The 16,761-nt window shown below is 72.8% G+C and carries 14 protein-coding genes and 1 pseudogene; 5 read left to right on the top strand and 10 right to left on the bottom strand.

Annotation, left to right across the window (positions count from 1 at the left end; genetic code table 11):
- Positions 1 to 3: 3 nt before the first annotated feature.
- The gene (locus tag AC067U_RS26695; protein ID WP_478832307.1) at positions 4 to 654 is read right to left on the bottom strand and encodes a DUF4360 domain-containing protein; all 651 of its coding nucleotides are present in this window, start codon (positions 652 to 654) and stop codon (positions 4 to 6) included.
- Between the two features lie 225 nt (positions 655 to 879).
- Positions 880 to 1,695, bottom strand: coding sequence for a hypothetical protein (locus AC067U_RS26690; RefSeq protein WP_478832306.1), 816 nt, complete (start codon positions 1,693 to 1,695; stop codon positions 880 to 882).
- 211 nt (positions 1,696 to 1,906) lie between these two features.
- Between AC067U_RS26690 and AC067U_RS26685 the strand changes: the two genes are divergently transcribed.
- Complete coding sequence (locus AC067U_RS26685) at positions 1,907 to 2,395, top strand: hypothetical protein (protein WP_478832305.1); 489 nt, start codon at positions 1,907 to 1,909, stop codon at positions 2,393 to 2,395.
- 117 nt (positions 2,396 to 2,512) lie between these two features.
- On the opposite strand, the gene AC067U_RS26680 is transcribed toward AC067U_RS26685, so the two are convergent.
- The 5 genes and pseudogenes from AC067U_RS26680 to AC067U_RS26660 form a co-directional block, all read right to left on the bottom strand.
- Positions 2,513 to 5,344, bottom strand: coding sequence for a DUF5682 family protein (locus AC067U_RS26680; RefSeq protein ID WP_478832304.1), 2,832 nt, complete (start codon positions 5,342 to 5,344; stop codon positions 2,513 to 2,515).
- Positions 5,341 to 6,462: an ATP-binding protein gene (locus tag AC067U_RS26675; RefSeq protein ID WP_478832303.1), complete on the bottom strand. Its 1,122-nt coding sequence runs from the start codon at positions 6,460 to 6,462 to the stop codon at positions 5,341 to 5,343. The genes AC067U_RS26680 and AC067U_RS26675 overlap by 4 nt, the downstream gene beginning before the upstream one ends.
- Positions 6,463 to 6,542: 80 nt before the next feature.
- Positions 6,543 to 8,009 carry a vWA domain-containing protein gene (locus tag AC067U_RS26670; protein WP_478832302.1) on the bottom strand — a complete coding sequence of 489 codons (1,467 nt, stop codon included), beginning with the start codon at positions 8,007 to 8,009 and terminating at the stop codon, positions 6,543 to 6,545.
- Positions 8,006 to 9,454 (bottom strand): hypothetical protein, encoded by a 1,449-nt coding sequence (locus AC067U_RS26665; protein WP_478832413.1) that lies wholly within the window; start codon positions 9,452 to 9,454, stop codon positions 8,006 to 8,008. The genes AC067U_RS26670 and AC067U_RS26665 overlap by 4 nt, the downstream gene beginning before the upstream one ends.
- A 54-nt stretch (positions 9,455 to 9,508) precedes the next feature.
- Positions 9,509 to 10,021 (bottom strand): annotated as a pseudogene (locus AC067U_RS26660) (hypothetical protein); the annotation flags it as partial.
- Positions 10,022 to 10,202: 181 nt separating this feature from the next.
- On the opposite strand from AC067U_RS26660, the gene AC067U_RS26655 reads away from it, so the two are divergent.
- Positions 10,203 to 11,777, top strand: coding sequence for an outer membrane protein assembly factor BamB family protein (locus AC067U_RS26655; protein WP_478832301.1), 1,575 nt, complete (start codon positions 10,203 to 10,205; stop codon positions 11,775 to 11,777).
- Positions 11,774 to 12,649, top strand: coding sequence for a DUF8017 domain-containing protein (locus AC067U_RS26650; RefSeq protein ID WP_478832300.1), 876 nt, complete (start codon positions 11,774 to 11,776; stop codon positions 12,647 to 12,649). The genes AC067U_RS26655 and AC067U_RS26650 overlap by 4 nt, the downstream gene beginning before the upstream one ends.
- A gap of 233 nt (positions 12,650 to 12,882) precedes the next feature.
- Here the strand turns inward: AC067U_RS26650 and AC067U_RS26645 are convergent, their stop codons facing one another.
- Positions 12,883 to 13,425: a GNAT family N-acetyltransferase gene (locus AC067U_RS26645; RefSeq protein ID WP_478832299.1), complete on the bottom strand. Its 543-nt coding sequence runs from the start codon at positions 13,423 to 13,425 to the stop codon at positions 12,883 to 12,885.
- 264 nt (positions 13,426 to 13,689) lie between these two features.
- The gene (locus tag AC067U_RS26640; protein WP_478832298.1) at positions 13,690 to 14,691 is read right to left on the bottom strand and encodes a hypothetical protein; all 1,002 of its coding nucleotides are present in this window, start codon (positions 14,689 to 14,691) and stop codon (positions 13,690 to 13,692) included.
- Between the two features lie 93 nt (positions 14,692 to 14,784).
- On the opposite strand from AC067U_RS26640, the gene AC067U_RS26635 reads away from it, so the two are divergent.
- Positions 14,785 to 15,369, top strand: coding sequence for a hypothetical protein (locus AC067U_RS26635; protein WP_478832297.1), 585 nt, complete (start codon positions 14,785 to 14,787; stop codon positions 15,367 to 15,369).
- Positions 15,370 to 15,559: 190 nt separating this feature from the next.
- On the top strand, positions 15,560 to 15,985 hold the full coding sequence (locus tag AC067U_RS26630) for an SRPBCC family protein (RefSeq protein WP_478832296.1): 426 nt from the start codon (positions 15,560 to 15,562) through the stop codon (positions 15,983 to 15,985).
- 27 nt (positions 15,986 to 16,012) lie between these two features.
- Here the strand turns inward: AC067U_RS26630 and AC067U_RS26625 are convergent, their stop codons facing one another.
- Positions 16,013 to 16,666, bottom strand: coding sequence for a flavodoxin family protein (locus tag AC067U_RS26625; RefSeq protein ID WP_478832295.1), 654 nt, complete (start codon positions 16,664 to 16,666; stop codon positions 16,013 to 16,015).
- Between the last annotated feature and the right edge of the window lie 95 nt (positions 16,667 to 16,761).

Raw genomic sequence — 16,761 nt, 5'->3', positions numbered from 1 at the left:
GCGTCAGCGGTCGGGGCACTCCCGCCAGGCCAGGTGGTACACGGTGCTGATGTCACCGTCGGTGGAGTCCATGGTCATGTAGCTGGTGGAGGAGGGGGCCGACGTGCCCTTGCGCACGCGGAGTTCGGTGTTGATGTTGAAGTTGCGCTGCACGCCGCACGGCGCCCACACCAGCTGGGCCCAGTCGGTCGTGTCGGTGGCCTGCCAGTTGTCCTCGAGCGGGCCGTTGAACACGTGCTCGCGGGCGGCCGTCTGCGGTGAACCCTGGAAGTAGTACGAGGCCTTCGAGGTGCCGTTCGCACCGGGGGCGAGGGAGGCGTAGCCGCGGTAGTCCGCGCTGGCGATCGCGTAGGTGAATCCGTGGGGCACGTGCACGATCAGGTTGAGCTGGCAGTTTCTGCGCGCGGCGGTCGACGGCGCACCGCCCCCGACCTGTGCGAGGTACTCGCTGTAGGTCACCGTGAACGCGGTGTTGTCCTGGGACACGGCGACCGCCGCGGTGTCCTTGGGGCACCCCGACCCGTTGACCGTCGCGACCTCGATGACGATCCGGTCCGGCGGCGGGTCCGTGATCACCGAGGTGTCGTGCTGTGCGGGCAGGGCCGTTGCGAGCAGCACGCCGATCGCGCCGCTCACGAGAACTCCTCCGGCCATGACTCTCCAATCCGCTGCTTGGGAGACGCGGGGGTGAAGTGGGGGGTGTGGAGCCGGCGGAAGCCGCAGGGGCACAGGACTGACCTGTGCTATTGGCACGGTGGTAGCGTGGTCATGACAATTTCCACGCCTCCGGGTGGGCGGTGCACGCGGCCACCCGGACAGCGGAATCGTAGGGTCCCCCACCGCCCGGTACCAGCGCGGAGTTTGGCCATTCCCGGGAGTTCAGCCGGCCGTCCCGGCCGGTGCCGTGCGGCGGCGGGGGCGGCCCCGGTTGCGGCCGCGACGGGTGCGCAGCCGGCTCACGCGCAGCCGGGCCACGGCTTCCGGGTCGCGCGCTGCCAGTTCGGTGAGCATCGGGTGCCTGTCCAGGGCGGTCAGCCGTGCGTGGATCGGGTCGGGCAGGCTGCCGGGCCTGTTCCGCTGCCGGCCGTACAGGCCGAACCAGACGCACTGTGCCACCAGCGCGAACCAGATGACCCACCCCGCGGTCCCTGCCCCCGCCCCGCGGGGGAAGCTGCTCATCAGTACGAACGTGGTGAACAGCAGCCATGCGAGCACCACCCACCCCCCGACCAGGGCCACCCGGCCGGCCTCGCGCGGCGGGTCGGGTATGCGGGACCACAGCCTGGCGCGGTACATCGCGTGGAATTCCCTCCGGCGCGCGAGGAACACGTCGTCGTGGAAGGCGATGTTCCCCAGGGTGGCGGGCGCGGTGCGGCGGCGCAGCGCGCCGAGCAGTGCGTCCGGCAGCGGGTGTCCCGCGAAGACCGCGGGGTCGGCGCCGGTCGCGGTGAGGAACAGGTTGCCCCGGTGGTTGACGGTGACCAGTCCGTCGAGCAGCAGCCGCGAGGCCGCCGCCTGGACGTCGTCCTCGAGCCGGCGTTGGGCTGCCGCGTGGTACGGGTCGATCACGAGTGCGGCCAAGCGCTTCGCCGACACCCTCAGCCACCGGCGGCGCCGGGCCCCGCGCACGCCGAGCATCCCGTACAGCAGTGCTGTGACGGGGAGTTCGGCGCAGGCCACGATGACGGGGTCCATGTGCCGAGCGTAGGTCGCGCACCGGTCGCCCGTACATTCGATATATCGCGGCCCCGGCCGTGCGCCGGACGTGCCCGGCCCGCTCGCCGCCACAGGAGGTCCCGTCCTCAGGAACTTCTCATCCGGCGCCCAGCTCCCGCTCAGCCGCGACCCGCAGAATGAGCCCCGTCGATCGATCGGACCTGCCGGTCGAGAGCACGGAGGGGTGTTCATGAACAACGTCCGCAAACGCGCGGGAATCGCCGCCGGCGCGGCCCTGGCCGGCATCGGCCTCGTCTTCCCGGCCGTCGCCTTCGCCGAGGACTCCGGCAAGCCGGCCGCCGTCACCCAGGCACAGCCGGTCCTCAAGAAGGAGAAGGCCGCCGAGCGGCACGAGCAGCACCGGAAGGAACTGGCCGAGTCGCTCGCCAAGGACCTCGGCGTACCCGTGGAGAAGGTGACCAAGTCCCTGGAGAAGTTCCGGGACGCGCAGCGCGAGGAGCACAAGAAGCGCGCCGGGGGACGAGAGGGGTCCCCGAAGGAGCGCGACGCGCGGCGCCCGGACCCGGCCGAGCTCAAGGAGAAGCTCTCCGAGCGCCTCGACCAGGCCGTCAAGGACGGCAAGCTGACCCGGGCCCAGGCTGACGCGATCCTGGCCGCGGCCGAAGCGGGTGTCCTGCCCGGCCCGGCGGGCGGCCACCACATCAAGCCCGCCCGCTGACCGCTGACCGCTGACTGCTGACCGGTGACGGTCTGCGGCCGCCCGCCTGCCCGCTCCCGCCGGCCGGGGTACGGGGGCGGGCGGCGGCCCCGGAGGCCGGAGGCCCCCGCGCGGCGGTCAGACCCCGGCCAGCAGCACTCCCAGCGCCTCCGCCGTCGCCGGATGCGCGCTCAGCAGGGCCGCTCCCGCGGGCCCGTTGCCCGGTGACTCCCAGGTGCCCTCGCAGCCCAGCAGGGCCGCGACCGCCCCGCAGGACGCCGGGTGGGCGGCGAGCAGCGCACCGGCGGGGCCACGTCCCGCACGCCGGGCCGGAGGTACGGCCTCCGGCGCGGCCGGGGCCCGCCACGGCGGCACCCACGCGTCCAGCTCCGCGAGCCGGCCGGGGAAGACCCGCCCGGCCTCGCGGATCAGCAGCGGCGCCAGGTCCGCGCCACTCGACCGGAGCGTGCCGATCAGGGTCGGCAGCCACGGCAGCAGCACCGGGTCGGGCAGCCGCCCGAACGCGTTCGACACCGCCTCCACCACGAAGTCGGCGAGCGCCGGCACCGGTTCCAGCGCGTGCACGAACCCGCTGAGGTAGCGCGGGTACGCGGGCACCACCAGGGGATTGCCGAGCAGCTCGTCGCACGTGGCCCGGAGCTCCGCGCGCGACATCCCGCCCAGATGGTTCCGGGCGGCCCACAGCAGTGCCGTCTTCGACGGGTCCGCCGGATGCGACTGGGCCACCGCCAGCTCCAGCTGCGTCCGGTCGCAGCCCAGGGACAGCGCCAGCCCCTCCATGCCGAACAGGAAGCCGAGCGTCGCCGCGACCTGGCGGAGCGTCGCGTCCTCGTCGGTGAACACCATGGGCAGCAGGGTGCAGTAGTGCGCGTAGCCGGTCTTCACGAAGGCCTCGATCCACGGCGGCAGCACCGGCTCGGCGGTCCGGTAGTACGCGAGCAGCCGCCGCACCCGGTGGAGCACCTCCGGCGCCCCGTCCACGCTGCGCTCGGCCGACAGCACCTCCAGCGCCCGCATGCCCAGCTCGTCCGCGAGCCGCCGGCTGCCCAGGTACAGCGTCGCGTCCTCCACGGCCTCCAGCACCGTCGCCGCCGTGGCCTGCGGCCCGTACGCGGTGCGCCGCAGCCGCTGTTCGAGGACCTGTTCGATGCTGACGCCCTCGTAGCCGAGCTCGATCAGCGCCCGCTGGTGGGTGCCCAGCGACAGGTCCCAGGACTCCTGGATCGGCCGCTCGCCGAGCCGCCGCTCACCCATGATCGGCCGGGCGGCGCCCCGCGGCAGCAGGTACCGCAGCATCCACAGCACGTCGGAGCACTGCTCCAGCTCCGGCCGGGAGGCGATGTCCAGCAGCGCCCGCCGCACACCGCTCTGCTGGAGCTTCAGGCCGAGCGGGGCCAGCCGGTCGTGCACGTCCCGGGCCAGCGGCGGCAGGGCGTCGTACCCGACCTGGCCGGTCCGGTCGCCGCCCATCATGATCTCCACCAGCCGGCGCACGTCGCGCCGCCCGGGCACGGCCTCCTTCTCGATGCAGGTCACCGCGGCGTCCTGGAAGTCGTACGGGGTGGGCTTGGCGCGGTCCCGCATCCCCGCCAGCAGGACCGAGGTCTCGAACACCGCGATGGCGTCCGCCGTCGAGGCGAGGTAGCCGTTGCGCCGTGCCGCCCGCACGATCTCCACCGACCAGCCGAGCAGTTCGGCCTCGTCCAGCCGGTCCAGCACGGGCGGCCGCCGGAGGAAGCCGGTCAGCCGGTCCGCCGGCGGCTCGTTCGGCAGGTCCGCCGGAACGGCGGACTGCACGGCGCGCCCCCGCCCGCCGCCCTTCGGCTTCGCGGCGCGCGCCGCGCCCGCCTGCCCGGCCAGCCGGTACGGCTCCACCCGGGTCCGCTTCAGCTGCTTGGCCCATTCCGTCGCGGCGATCGACACGGACCCGGCGGCCAGACCGAACTGCGCCTCGATCGCGGCATGGCTCGACGGGATCAGGCCGTGCTGCCAAGTGGTGGCCGTCCGCGGCCCGATCTCGAAGGTGTCCGCGCCGTGCACACCGAACTCCGCGACACGGCTGGCCGCGTGGAAGGCGCCGCAGACGTAGACGCAGTCCGCGGGATCGGTGCCGGTCGCGGCCAGGTGCTCGCGCATCCTGGTCCACATGTGGCGCTCGCGGTCCTCGTCCACCCGGACCCGGTGCGGGTCGCCGGGCGCGAGGCGGCGGAACAGGCTGCCGATCAGCAGCATGACCTGGCGGTAGCCGTCGTGGTCGGCCTCGCCCAGCGGCAGTTCGACGTACTGGTGCCACCACTCCGACCAGTGCCGCACCCGGCCGTGCCGCAGCAGGTGCTCCTCCAGTTCGGAGAACCGCGGACGCAGGTCGCCGATCTCCACGCCGACCGCGTCGCCGTGCAGGGCGGCCTCCTCCCCGTCGGGCGGACCGTCCGGGTCCCCGGGCGTGCCGGACCCGGCGCGGCGCGCGTCCCACTGGTAGACGTGGTCCGAGGAACGGTCGACGAGGACCAGCTCCACGCCCGGTGTGTCCAGGGCGTACGCGATCGCCTGGTATTCCGCCGACGCCTCGGTGACCGGGGCGACCACCGACAGTGGTGCCCACTCGGCGGGGAAGCCGTCCACCTCGGTCGCGAACGCCTGCACGGCCACCGGCAGCCGGCAGTTGCGCAGCTCCGTCAGCAGCGGTGCCATGTCCTCGCACAGCTCCAGGTACACCACCTTGGGCCGCTTCTCCCGCAGGCGGCGCGCCATGGCCAGCGCGGAGGCCGGCGAGTGGTGGCAGACGGGGAAGATCTCCAGGGGTTCGCGCACCGCCCGGTCGACGTCGTCGACGATGCCGAGCAGGATGCCCTCCAGGGCGTCGGGCCCGCCGGCGAAGGCCGCGGCGGCCTCCTGCAGCTGCCCGCGCAGCGCCTCGAAGGTCCCCTCCCGCAGTTCCGCGGCGCTCATGACAGGGTGGCGATCGCGTCGCGGCCGCCCTCCAGGAACTCCGGCCAGGAGCCGCCCTCCTCCTTGCTGCGCGGCTCGACGACGCCGTGCAGGTACTTGTTGAGGATGGCCAGGTCCTCCGGCTCGCGCCGGGCCAGCGAACCGACCAGCGAGGAGGCGAGCGTACGCGCCGTCAGGGCGCGCTCGCCGAAGAAGGTGCCGTGCAGGATCGCGTCCTCGAGGACGCCGATCTGCTCGGCCGTGGACAGGGCCGATTCCAGCTTCTCGTCGTCGCTGCCGGCCGCGGCCGAGGACGCCCGCAGATCGGCGAAGCTCTGCAGCAGCACGTCGAGCAGCGTCGGCGGTACGTCCAGTTCGATGCGGTGGCGGCGCAGCAGCTCCTCGGTGCGGAACCGGACGATCTCCGCCTCGCTCTTCTTGTTCGTCACCACCGGGATGCGGACGAAGTTGAAGCGCCGCTTGAGTGCGGAGGACAGGTCGTTGACGCCCCGGTCGCGGCTGTTGGCGGTGGCGATGATCGAGAAGCCGGGCTTGGCGAAGACGATGTTGTCGCCGGCCTCACCGTCGAGCTCGGGGACGGAGACGTACTTCTCGGACAGGATCGAGATCAGGGCGTCCTGGACGTCGCTGGTCGAGCGGGTGAGCTCCTCGAACCGGCCGATGGTGCCGGTCTCCATCGCGTTCATGATCGGAGAGGGGATCATCGACTCCCTGGACTGCCCCTTGGCGATCACCATGGACACGTTCCACGAGTACTTGATGTGGTCCTCGGTGGTGCCGGCGGTGCCCTGCACCACCTGGGTGGAGTTGCGGGAGATCGCGGCGGCCAGCAGCTCCGCCAGCCAGCTCTTGCCGGTCCCGGGGTCGCCGATCAGCAGCAGCCCGCGGTCGGAGGCCAGGGTGACGATGGACCGCTCGACGAAACTGCGGTCGCCGAACCACTTCTGCGGGATCTCCCGGTCCAGGCCGTCGGAGCGCTCGGAGCCCAGGATGAACAGGCGGACCATCTTGGGGGAGAGGCGCCAGGAGAAGGGCTTGGGTCCGTCGTCGACGGACTCCAGCCAGTCCAGCTCCTCGGCGTACTTGATCTCGGCCGGGGCGCGCAGCAGGTCGGACATGAAAGGGCCTTTCTACGAACGGGTCTGAGCGAGGAAGGGAAGGTTCCGGGCGAGGAGGTCGAGGACCTCCTGCGAAAGTGCTAGGCCAGGAAGGCCTTGAGCTCGTGGACGAGCTTGCGGATGTGCCCGGAGAGCACCGGTGCACCGAGGTCCTTGAAGCGCTCCCGGAACCACGGGTTGACGCTGCCGCGGCCGGAGCTGGTGACCGACCCGACGGGGATGAACCTGGCCCCGGAGCGGTGGACGGCCGCCATGCTCTCGAACAGCTTCTCGGACTGCCATTCGTAGAAGTCGGAGATCCACACGACCACCGTGTTGCGCGGCTCGGCGATCTTCGGCTGGGCCAGGGCCATGGCGACCGTCCCGTCGGTGCCGCCGCCCAGCTTGGTGCGCAACAGGGTCTCGAACGGGTCGTGGACCCAGGGCGTGAGGTCGAGCGCCTGGGTGTCGTACGCGATCAGGTGCACGTCCACCTTCGGCAGCCCGGCGAAGATCGACGCCAGGATGGTGCAGTTCACCATCGAGTCGACCATCGAGCCCGACTGGTCCACGACGACGATCAGCCGCTGGGGCGTGGTCTTGCGGACGGTGTGCCGGTAGTAGAGGCGGTCGACGTACAACCGCTCCTCCTCCGGACTCCAGTTGGTGAGGTTCTTCCAGATCGTGCGGTCGAGGTCGAGGTTGCGGAACACCCGCTTGGGCGGCACCGACCGGTCCAGCTGTCCCACGGTGGCCTTCTCCACCTGGGTGCGCAGCACGTCCGCGACCTCGTCGACGAAGCGGCGGATCAGCGCCTTGGCATTGGCCAGGGCCACCCCGGACAGGTTGTCCTTGTCCCGCAGCAGCTGCTCGATCAGCGACATGCTCGGGGTGAGCCGCGCCGCGAGCCCGGGGTCGGCGAGCACCTCCCGCAGGTGCATCCGCTTGACCAGGTCGGCCTCGATCGCGCCGAGTTCGGGGCCGATCGCCGGGATGAGGCGGCTGAGGTCGGGGGTGGTGCCCGGTCCGCCGTTGCCGGTGGGGCCGGCACCGCGCCCCGCGGCGCGCCCCGCTCCCGGTCCGCCGCGGAGGTCGCCCGGCCGGCAGCCGAGCGCCCGCTCCAGCCAGCCCGCGTCGGACTGCCAGCGGGCCAGCTGTCCGGCGGAGACCGTGCCGGAACCGGAGGCGTAGACGTTGAGCAGCACTTTGGAGACCAGGGCGGCGCGGCGCACCTCGGCGGACCGGTCACGGGCGCCGTCCTCCTCCGCTGCGGGCGCCATCAGTCCGTCGAACTCCGCGGCCAGCTCCGGATGCCGCTGCACCACCGAGTCCACCGAGGCGTTCGGGTCCAGCAGCGCGGTCGGCAGGCCGATGTCCTCGACGACCGCGAGGCTGGCCGATTCCAGCGCGGCCTGCTCCTCGTGGTCGAAGAGGCGGGCCAGGAGCCGCCAGTACAGCACCTGCCGCCGGTTGTCCTGGGGGTCGGCCAGAGCCTCCGGGTGCACCCGCCCTCCCGTTGCCGCCGGGTCCGTCTGCCCGGGACCGGGCGCGTTCTGTGTCTCCGTCATTTCCGCAGCAGCCTTCCCGCCCGCTCCCGCAGCACGGCCACGGCGTCGGTGGCGGCCTTCTCGGCCCGCACACCGGCCTTGTCGGCCGTGCCCCCGGCCCATCCGCCCGCGTGCACCGCGACCGGCTTCTTCCGTACGGTCGCCTCCACCGCCAGCGGCTGGACGTGGAAGGCCCCGGCGTCCCAGCGGAGCAGCCCGATGCACGCGCCGGAGGCCGCGACCCCCGCCGGTGTGAGCGGACCGGCGACCGGAATCCGGTCGGTGTCCACCGCCAGCGGACGGCCGGCCACGGTGAACACGAGGGCGTCCCCGCCGCCGTCCTCGCCGTCCCCGCCGCCCTCCCCGTCCGTGCTCCCGGTCCCGCCGCCGTCCGCGGCCGGCTCGACCGCGTACCCCTCCAGGAAGACGGGCACGGCCATCCGTGCCGGATGCCGGTCCAGCGGCGCGGCCGCGGCATCGGCGGCTCGGGGCAGCGCGACCCGGGCCGTGGCGAACGCGTCGGCGGGCTCGCCCTGACGGGCGTGCTCATCGCTCCAGATCAGGTCGCCCTCGGCGGTGACCGGCATACCGGTGAGCTCCATCGAACGCCCCTCGCCGACGGCAGCCAGCAGCGACATGTGCGGGCGGAGCAGCTGCCAGACGCCCGCCCCGACGACGGTGTCCGGTTTCGGCACCGACACCGCGGCCCGCACCAGACGGGGCGCGGAACCGTCCGCGGGCTCGAACACGGCATGGACCTGGGCCTGCGCGCCGGTCGGATGCTCCTGTAGGTCGACACCGAGGGGCAGCAGGCGGCCGGTGGCCGTCCCGGTGGCGGCCGCTTCCGCGGCCCCGGGCAGGGTCAGCAGCACCGCCCGCGACCACAGGTCGGCCCAGCGGCGTACCGGCACCCGCTCCAGGGACGCCCCGGGGCAGGACGCGGCGAGCTCGGCCGCGAAACCGTCGAGCAGCATCGCGAGGCGCCGCAGCGACGGATCCGGCAGCATCGCGGACACCACCGGAGCCGCCCCGGACACCACCTCGTGGTCGATGCCCCGCCATCCGCGGCGCGCCAGGTCGGACAGCCAGGACCGGGCGGCGACCAGCACGTTCACCCCGGCCCCGGCCCCGGGCGCGGGCGCGGCGGGTGCCTCCGCCGCCCCGGCGGACCGTCCGGTCGTCTCCGCGACCCGGGCCGTCAGTGCGTCGTGGACGGAGCCCAGCAGCGCCGTACGGGCGGCGGCGAGCGCCACGAAGTGGTCCTCGCCCGCGGCTCCGGCGGCAGCCTTCCCGGCCGCCTCGGCCACCCGCTCGGCCAGCGGCGTCCCGGCGACGGCGTCGGCGAGCCCGGTCAGGCCCGCCGCCTCCTCGGCCCGCGGCCGCAGGAGCCCGGCCACGAGCGCCCGGTCGAAACCGTCGACGGCTGCCAGCGCCTCGTCGAGCCCCTCCACCGGACCGGCCGCCATCCTCACGTCCGCCCCCGCGCTCACGTCGAGCCCGCGCCGAGGAACCCCCATCGTCACTGCCCGGGTCGGTGGGAACCACTGCATCTCCGGCAACGGCACCGTGGACGGGGCCAGTTCCAGATAGGCCAGGTGCCGCAGGAACCGGCTGAAGACCTGCGCCGCGGCCGTCCTGTCCGCCTGCGACGGCCGCGCGGCCGTCATATCGGCCGTGATGCCCGCCGCGCTCGGCTCCCCGTCCGCCGGCTCCGCCTTCAGGTAGCGGGCGACGCGCCCGGCCCCGTACTGCAGCACCGCCTCGGTGACCAGAGCCCGGATGTGGTTGCAGAAGGATCCCCGAGCCCCGCCGCAGGGCCGGTTGTTGTTGGTGCTGCACGCGAAGGCGTACGTACCCGCCGCGACGGACGAGACGTAGACCCGGCCGATGTCCGAGCCGCTGGACACCACACCCTGTAGACGCCCGTCGGCCAGTTCGACGAACGGAACCTTGGCGAGCTTGCGCGGCCGCGCGGGCACCGTCACCCGTGCCGTGCTCGACCTCTCCCAAACTGACAACGCACCATCTCCCATGCACAAAACAGCACTTCAGTGCCGCACCGGCGGAACACGAACGAACATAGGGGCGACCACTGACAACGCCGTCCGGGCTGTGTGCGGTATCCGTCGACGGGCCTCGACGCCGCGCCGGAAACTAGAGAGAAGGTCTAAAAAAACGTTCCAGACGGGCCCTTCCCCGGGCCACACTTCCCCCATGACCGGTCGCGACTCAGGTGAACAGCGGTACCCCTCGGGGCGAGGGCACGTGGTGCCGGGATTCGGGCCGCCGCCCCCGGCGTTCGACCCCGGGCGGTCCGGCCGCCCACGGGCCCGCAGGCCCGCCGTGCTGATCGCGGCGGTCGCCGCGGCCGTCCTCCTCATCGGTGGCGGTGTCTACGCCACCGTGGCCGGCGGAGGCGACGACAGCCGTGACGCACCCGGTGGGCCCGCCGCCCGGGGATCGGATCCGGCCATGCCCTCCGCCACGCCGTCGGTCGACAAGGGCGACGGCAGCGGCCCCGGCGGCGGCCCGGAGACCTACGACCCCAACGCGGGCATCGAGCAGGGTGAGGCCCCGGTCTGGGTGGTCGACAACCGGACCGAGCTGCCCGGCTCCGGCGTCACCCAGTACGGCCCGTGGCGGGTCGGCGACACGGTGGTCCGGGTGATGTACCGGGAGGTCGTCGCCCACACGGTCACCGACGGCAAGGAGAAGTGGAAGGTCTCCCTGGACACCCCGGTCTGCGGAGCCCCGCAGGCACCGGCGGCGGACGGGAAACTGGTCGTCGGAGTCCTGGCGAGCACCTCCAAGGGCGCCCACTGCACGCACCTCCAGCAGATCGACCTCACCACCGGCCGAACGGGCTGGAAGACCGAGGTGCCGCCCGAGAACGCCTTCGACCGCGCGCTCGAGTTCCAGCTCGCCGTCTCCGGGGACACCGTCGCCGTGGTCCGCTCGGCCGTGATCAGCGGCTTCTCCGTCACCGACGGCAGGAAGCTGTTCGGCACCTCGAAGACCGGCAACTGCTTCCCCACCGGCGTCGGCGGAGGCCCCAGACTGCTCGTCCTGCGGGGCTGCCCCGACCCGGGCGACGCCGGCTCGCTGAACGCGATGCTCCAGGAAGCCGACCCGCTGACCGGCGCACCCAAGTGGAGCCACTCGTACGAGAAGGGCTGGACCGTCGGGCGGGCCCTGTCCGTGGACCCCCTGGTGGTCGCCGCCTACCACAGCGGGAGCAAGGTCTGGAGCATCACGGCGTACACCCCCGACGGCAAGGTCCGCTCACGCACCGAGCCGAAGTTCGGGGTGACCAGCCGGTGCAACGGCTGGGGCGACGGGACCTACGGCCTGCACTACTGCAACGCCGCCGTGGCCGACGCCGACACGCTCTACCTCGCGGCCGGCAAACCGGGCAGGGAGCTCGGCATCGACACCACCGACGAGGTCGTGGCCGTCGACCTGAACACCGGCCGGGAGAAGTGGCGCGCGGCCGCCCCCCAGGGCCGTGCCATGTGGCCGCTGGCCGTCGCCGACGGCAGGATCACCGTCTACGTCACCCCCTCCACGGGCGCAGCAGGAGCGGTCGCCACGCTCCCGGTCACCGGCGGCGCCCCGCAGGTGGTGCTGCAGAGCCCGGCGGCCGCGACCGGCGCCGAGTCCGTCTTCTACCCCTTCCACGTGCGGGTCGCCTGGTCGGAGGGCCGGATCTTCCTGCTCAAGGGCAGGGTGAACGGCCCCGAGCCGAAGAAGGTGGACCACGCCCTCCTCTCGTTCGGCAGGCAGTCATGACGGAACACCAGCCCCCGCACCCGTACGGCCCCGACCCCTACCGTCAGCCGGTGCCCGGTTCCTTCGGCCCGCCGCCCCCGAGGCAAGAGGACAGGAAGCGGACCAGGCTGGTGGCGGTGTGCTCCGCGGCGGCGGTGCTCATCGCGGCCGCGGTCACCACCGCGGTGGTCCTCGGCCACGACGGACGCGGCGACCGGGCATCGGGCGGCACCACTTCCACCCCTCCCACCACCCCCACCGGGTCCGCCGTCGGCCCGCCCGAGCCGTCGATCGCGGGCTGGAAGACCGTGGTCAACCCGCGGCACGGCACGGCCTTCGACGTCCCGCCGGACTGGGAGGTCGCCGCATCCACCGTGTTCAGCGGCTACGAGGACCGCACCGATCCGAAGAAGGTGATCGCCGGGCACACCGCGCCCGCGTTCCACAAGTCCAAGTGGTGCAGCGTCGACTCCGACGGGGACGGCATGATCACCGACTTCCCGCTCGCCTCCGCGGGCAGCAAGGGGGCCGACGGCGGCACGGACACCGACGACGTCGCCCGCGAGACCGCGAGGGCCTGGGTCTACGGCGCCTACGCCCAGCCGGACAAATCGGCGGTGAAGTGGGACGACCCGGTCCCGTACACCACCAGGTCGGGTGTGCGGGGCAGCTATGTGAAGGCCCGCTCCGAGGGCGTCGAGCGGAGCCACAAGTGCGCCGGCGACGGCCGGGCCATCGCCTTCGGCTTCAAGAACTCCAAAGGCGACTTCGTCGCCTGGGACTTCTACGGCCGCACCGGCGTACCGGGCGCCGTCACCGACGAAGTGGTCATGAAGATCCTCAGCACGGTCCGCCTCTCCGGCGAGCCCTCCCCGGACCCGGGACTGCCGTGAAGCCGCCCGGCACATGGTCCGCGCACATGGTCCGCGCAAAAGGTCCGTTCCCGGGCGAGTGAGTGCAAACGGCCGGCGCCCACTTCCGCCGAGGCGGGTGGCAAGGGCGCCGGCCAACCGAAAACACACACTCGGCGGGAGACCCGGGAGGCGTATCTCATCTCCGAGTGTATGACTACGAGGAGCCGCTCCGGGGCTGATTCACCCGCGTGTCCACACCCGGCTGCGGCGGCCTAGACCATTGATTCCGGCTTCCAGTCCCGGACGAGCAGCCCGAGCAGCACCTCGTCCAGGAACTCGCCCATCACCCAGGCCGAGGAGCGCAGCACGCCCTCGCGGACGAAGCCGTTGCGCTCGGCGGAGCGCAGCATCGCCGCGTTGTCCGCCAGCGTCTCGATCTGCAGCCGTTGCAGACCGCGCACGACGAAACCGTAGTGGCACAGCACCGCGACCACGTCCGTGCCGTAGCCCTTGCCACGGGAGGACGGCAGCAGCCCCAGCCCGATGTGCGCGGACCGGTTGTGGTCGTCGATGCCCCACAGGGTCGCGGAGCCGACCAGCGTGCCGGCCTCCAGCTCCACCACGGAGAACTTGACGCTTCCCGGGTCGTTGTCGTCCGTCACGAGCCGCGGATCCTTCGACCCGGGCGTGATCGGCCGCCACGGCCCGCTCTCGGCCCGCGAGGAGTTGACCACGTCGTCGTAGAGCTCTGCCCGCAGGATCGGGATGTCGTCCTCATACCGGGCCCTGAGCCCAACCTTGCCGCCTCTGAGCATGCACGCTTCCTATCCGCCCGGCCCGGCCGACGGCAAACGAATATCTGACGGGCAACGGCATGGAGGGCTGGAGCGTCCGGAGGAATACTGGACCCAGTTCGGGCAAGGCCGTGTTGCGGGGGGTGCTTGTGGAGCGGGGCAGGGAGGAACAAGACGGTTCGGGACGAGAGCCGAACGCGTACGAGCGGCTTCTTGCGGAGGACCGTCAGTGGCCGGACGATCGGGTTGGCCGGTCGGCATCGTGACCGGGTGTGGGGAGCGGGGTCAGGAGGCCCCGGCCGGGTTTCCCGCCCCGTCTCCGTTCCCGTCTTCGTCTGCGGCCTCGTCACGGTGGTGGCGCCGTCGGTGCAGGTGCCACAGCACACCCGCTCCGATGGAGACCGCCACCAGGGCGATGCCCAGCACCGGCCAGGAGCTTCCGAACAGCCGCAGGTCGGCCAACAGGACCACGAGCACCACGCTCAGCGGCACCAGCACGGAGGACAGGGCCCGCAGTGCTCCCGCCAGCGACCCCGGGTCGAGCCGGGACGGGCCGCGCCGCCGAGGCGGCAGCGGGACGTCGTCGAGGTAGAAGGCGATGACCCGCGGCATCAGACGGGCGGTGGCCTTCCGGTAGGACACCGCCATGTACGGGATCCAGACCAGCGGCGCCACCATCCCCACCACCAGCACCACGCCCAGCAGCACCCACGATCCCAGCCGGGCGAGCCGGGTCCGCCAGGTGACCGTGGTCGCCTGATCGGGGGTCACCAGCCCCAGCAGCTTGGCCATCCGGACCGTGAGCGCGGTCAGCACCGACAGCCGCCTGTGCCGCTTCTTGGAGGCCCCGGTGACGGCGGGAGACGGACCGGCCTCCAGGGCCTTCGCCGCCGTCGCCGTGTCCGGGTGCACCCCCTGCAGTACCAGGAGTTCGGCGGCCCGCTCGGGAGCGGTCGGATCGTGTCCCCCGACCGCCGCCAGCTCCAGCATGATCTGAGCCTGGCTGAGCAGCGCCGCGCAGAACGCCACCGGGATGAACACCAGGAAGGGGCCGCCCACGAAGGCGCCCTCGGCCACCGTCCGCCGCATGCCGTGGGCGACCACCTCCGCGCCGAGCGTGGCGGGGTCCGCGTCCGGGTGCCGGGCCCGCAGCCGGGCCACGTTGCGTGCGGCGCGGGGTCCGGAGAACCGCAGACCGAAGCCGGCCAGCAGTTCGGGCAGCCGGCTCGGCTCCGCCAGCGCGGCGCGCAGCAGGTTCTTGGGCTCTCCGTCCGGCTTGGCTGCCATACGGCCATTCAAGATCCCCGCACGGAGGCCCGCAGGCCCGGATGCTCCGTCCGGGCGTACGGGGCGTACGGGGCGCTGTGCATACTGCAGGGTATGGCTTTCACGCTCGGCAACCGGGTCCATCTGATCATCACCGGCGTGCTGGTGATGTGCGGGGCGCTGGGCGGAGCCCTGGTCGGCCTGATCCTGGGCGGGTGGCTCACGGCCGTGCTCGCCGGCGGCGCGGCCGCCCTGGGCGCGGGCCTCGGAGCGTACCTGGCCCGCCGCCAGGTGATCGCCCACCTCGGGCCGGACCATCCGCCCGGGGGGCCCGGGGCCGGCGCAGCGGCCGGAGGAAACGCCGGAGGAACCTCCGGAGGAGCGGCAGGCAAGGCGGCCGGAGAGGCCTCCCGGGCCGATGGCTACGCGGAGGGCATCGCCGACGCGGTCGTCCTGAGCATCGCCACCTACCAGGCCGCGGTCTTCCCCCTCACCCCCGACGGGGTGTCCGACGAGGAGCGGGCCGCCCGCCGCACCATCGCCTACCGGATCTCCGCCTACGACGGCCTGCCCCGCCCGGTGCGCGTCTCGGCGGCCGAAGCGCTGGAAGCCATCGACCACGGAGCGGACTCCACTCTCGCGGAGGCAGCGATGAAGGCCCTGGCCCTCACCGTCTACGAGCACCGCGGCGTCCGCTGATCCGCTTACCCCCCGGACCGAGGGATCCCCGGAACGGTGAACCCGTCCAACAGGTCGGGGACCCTCCGGAACCCGGGATCACCGGCTACCCACGCGCGGCCGGGGCGAGGCCATGACTCGGAACGACCACCGGCCGATCCGGCCGATTCGTTCAAGACCGCGGGCCCGGTGACGAACTACCGTCGCCCCCATGGAAACCCCCGGAGCGGGCGGATCACCCACTCGCCACATCACCTCGCACATCGACCGCCCCGCCGACGAGGTCTACGCCTTCGCCTCGGACCCGGCCAACCTCCCGCAGTGGGCCCACGGCCTCGGCAGGACCGTCGAGTACGTCGACGGCCGGTGGATCGCCGACGAGGCCCTCCCGGGCCGCGTGGTGGTCGCCTTCGCCCCGCGCAACGAGTTCGGCGTACTCGACCACCACGTCACCCTCCCCACCGGTGAGACCGTCCACAATCCGATGCGCGTCCTCCCCGACGCCACCGGGGCGGGCTGCGAGGTGGTCTTCACCCTCCGCCGGCGCCCCGGCACCACCGAGGAGGACTTCGAACACGACGCGACCGCCGTACGCACCGACCTGGCCACCCTCAAGAGGCTCATGGAGCGCCCCTAGGCAGGCGGTGGCGGCGCCCCGCTCGCCCTACCGGTCCGCGGCCTGCTCCTCGTACGGGAAGAAGGCGGGCGGGGCATCCTGCTGGAAGAAGGTCTTGGCGCGGAGGGCGGCCCGCTCGTCGTCCCGGACCTGGCCCGGCCGGGACCCGTTGCCGAACAGCACACCCCCGAACCGCATCCGCATGTACGCAGCCGTGTGGGTCAGGGTGGTCACCAGGCCGTCCGCGACGACCTCCTCCTCGTGCGCCATGACGGTCACCCCCCACAGCGTCCGCCCCGCCATCCGCGCCTTGAAGTCCAGCCCCGGCACCGCGAGCCAGCCCGACCAGTAGTCCAGGTAGCGCTTGGTGTTCGCGGACAGGGTGTACCAGTACAGGGGCGATGCGAGGACGATGTCGGTGGCGTCCAGGGTCGCCTGCCGCAGCTCTTCCTCGTTCTCGCTGACCGGCCACCCCTCGGACTCGTGCCGTCCGTCCTGGAAGTCCGGCAGCGGCAGCCGGCTGAGGTCCACCCACCGCTGCCGAACACCGGCGGGGAGCTGCTCGGCCGCCGTCCGCGCGAGGGTCTCCGTATTGCCGTCGGGCCGGGAACTGCCGAGGAGGAAGAGGAACGAACGGTCCGAGCCCGTGCCGGGCCGCGGGTCAGTGCCAGTGCCAGTATCAGTGCCAGTCTCGATCGTCATGACCGCTACCAACCCCGGCCACCGGGCCGAAATTCCGGCCGGGCGGGTCACACGGGATTCGCACGGGATTGGCACGGGATTCGCGCGGGACGCGC

The sequence above is a fragment of the Streptomyces sp. NPDC043853 genome (assembly GCF_056436025.1).
Note: the sequence above shows the minus strand (reverse complement) of the source record. Positions and strands in the feature narration are given on the sequence as shown.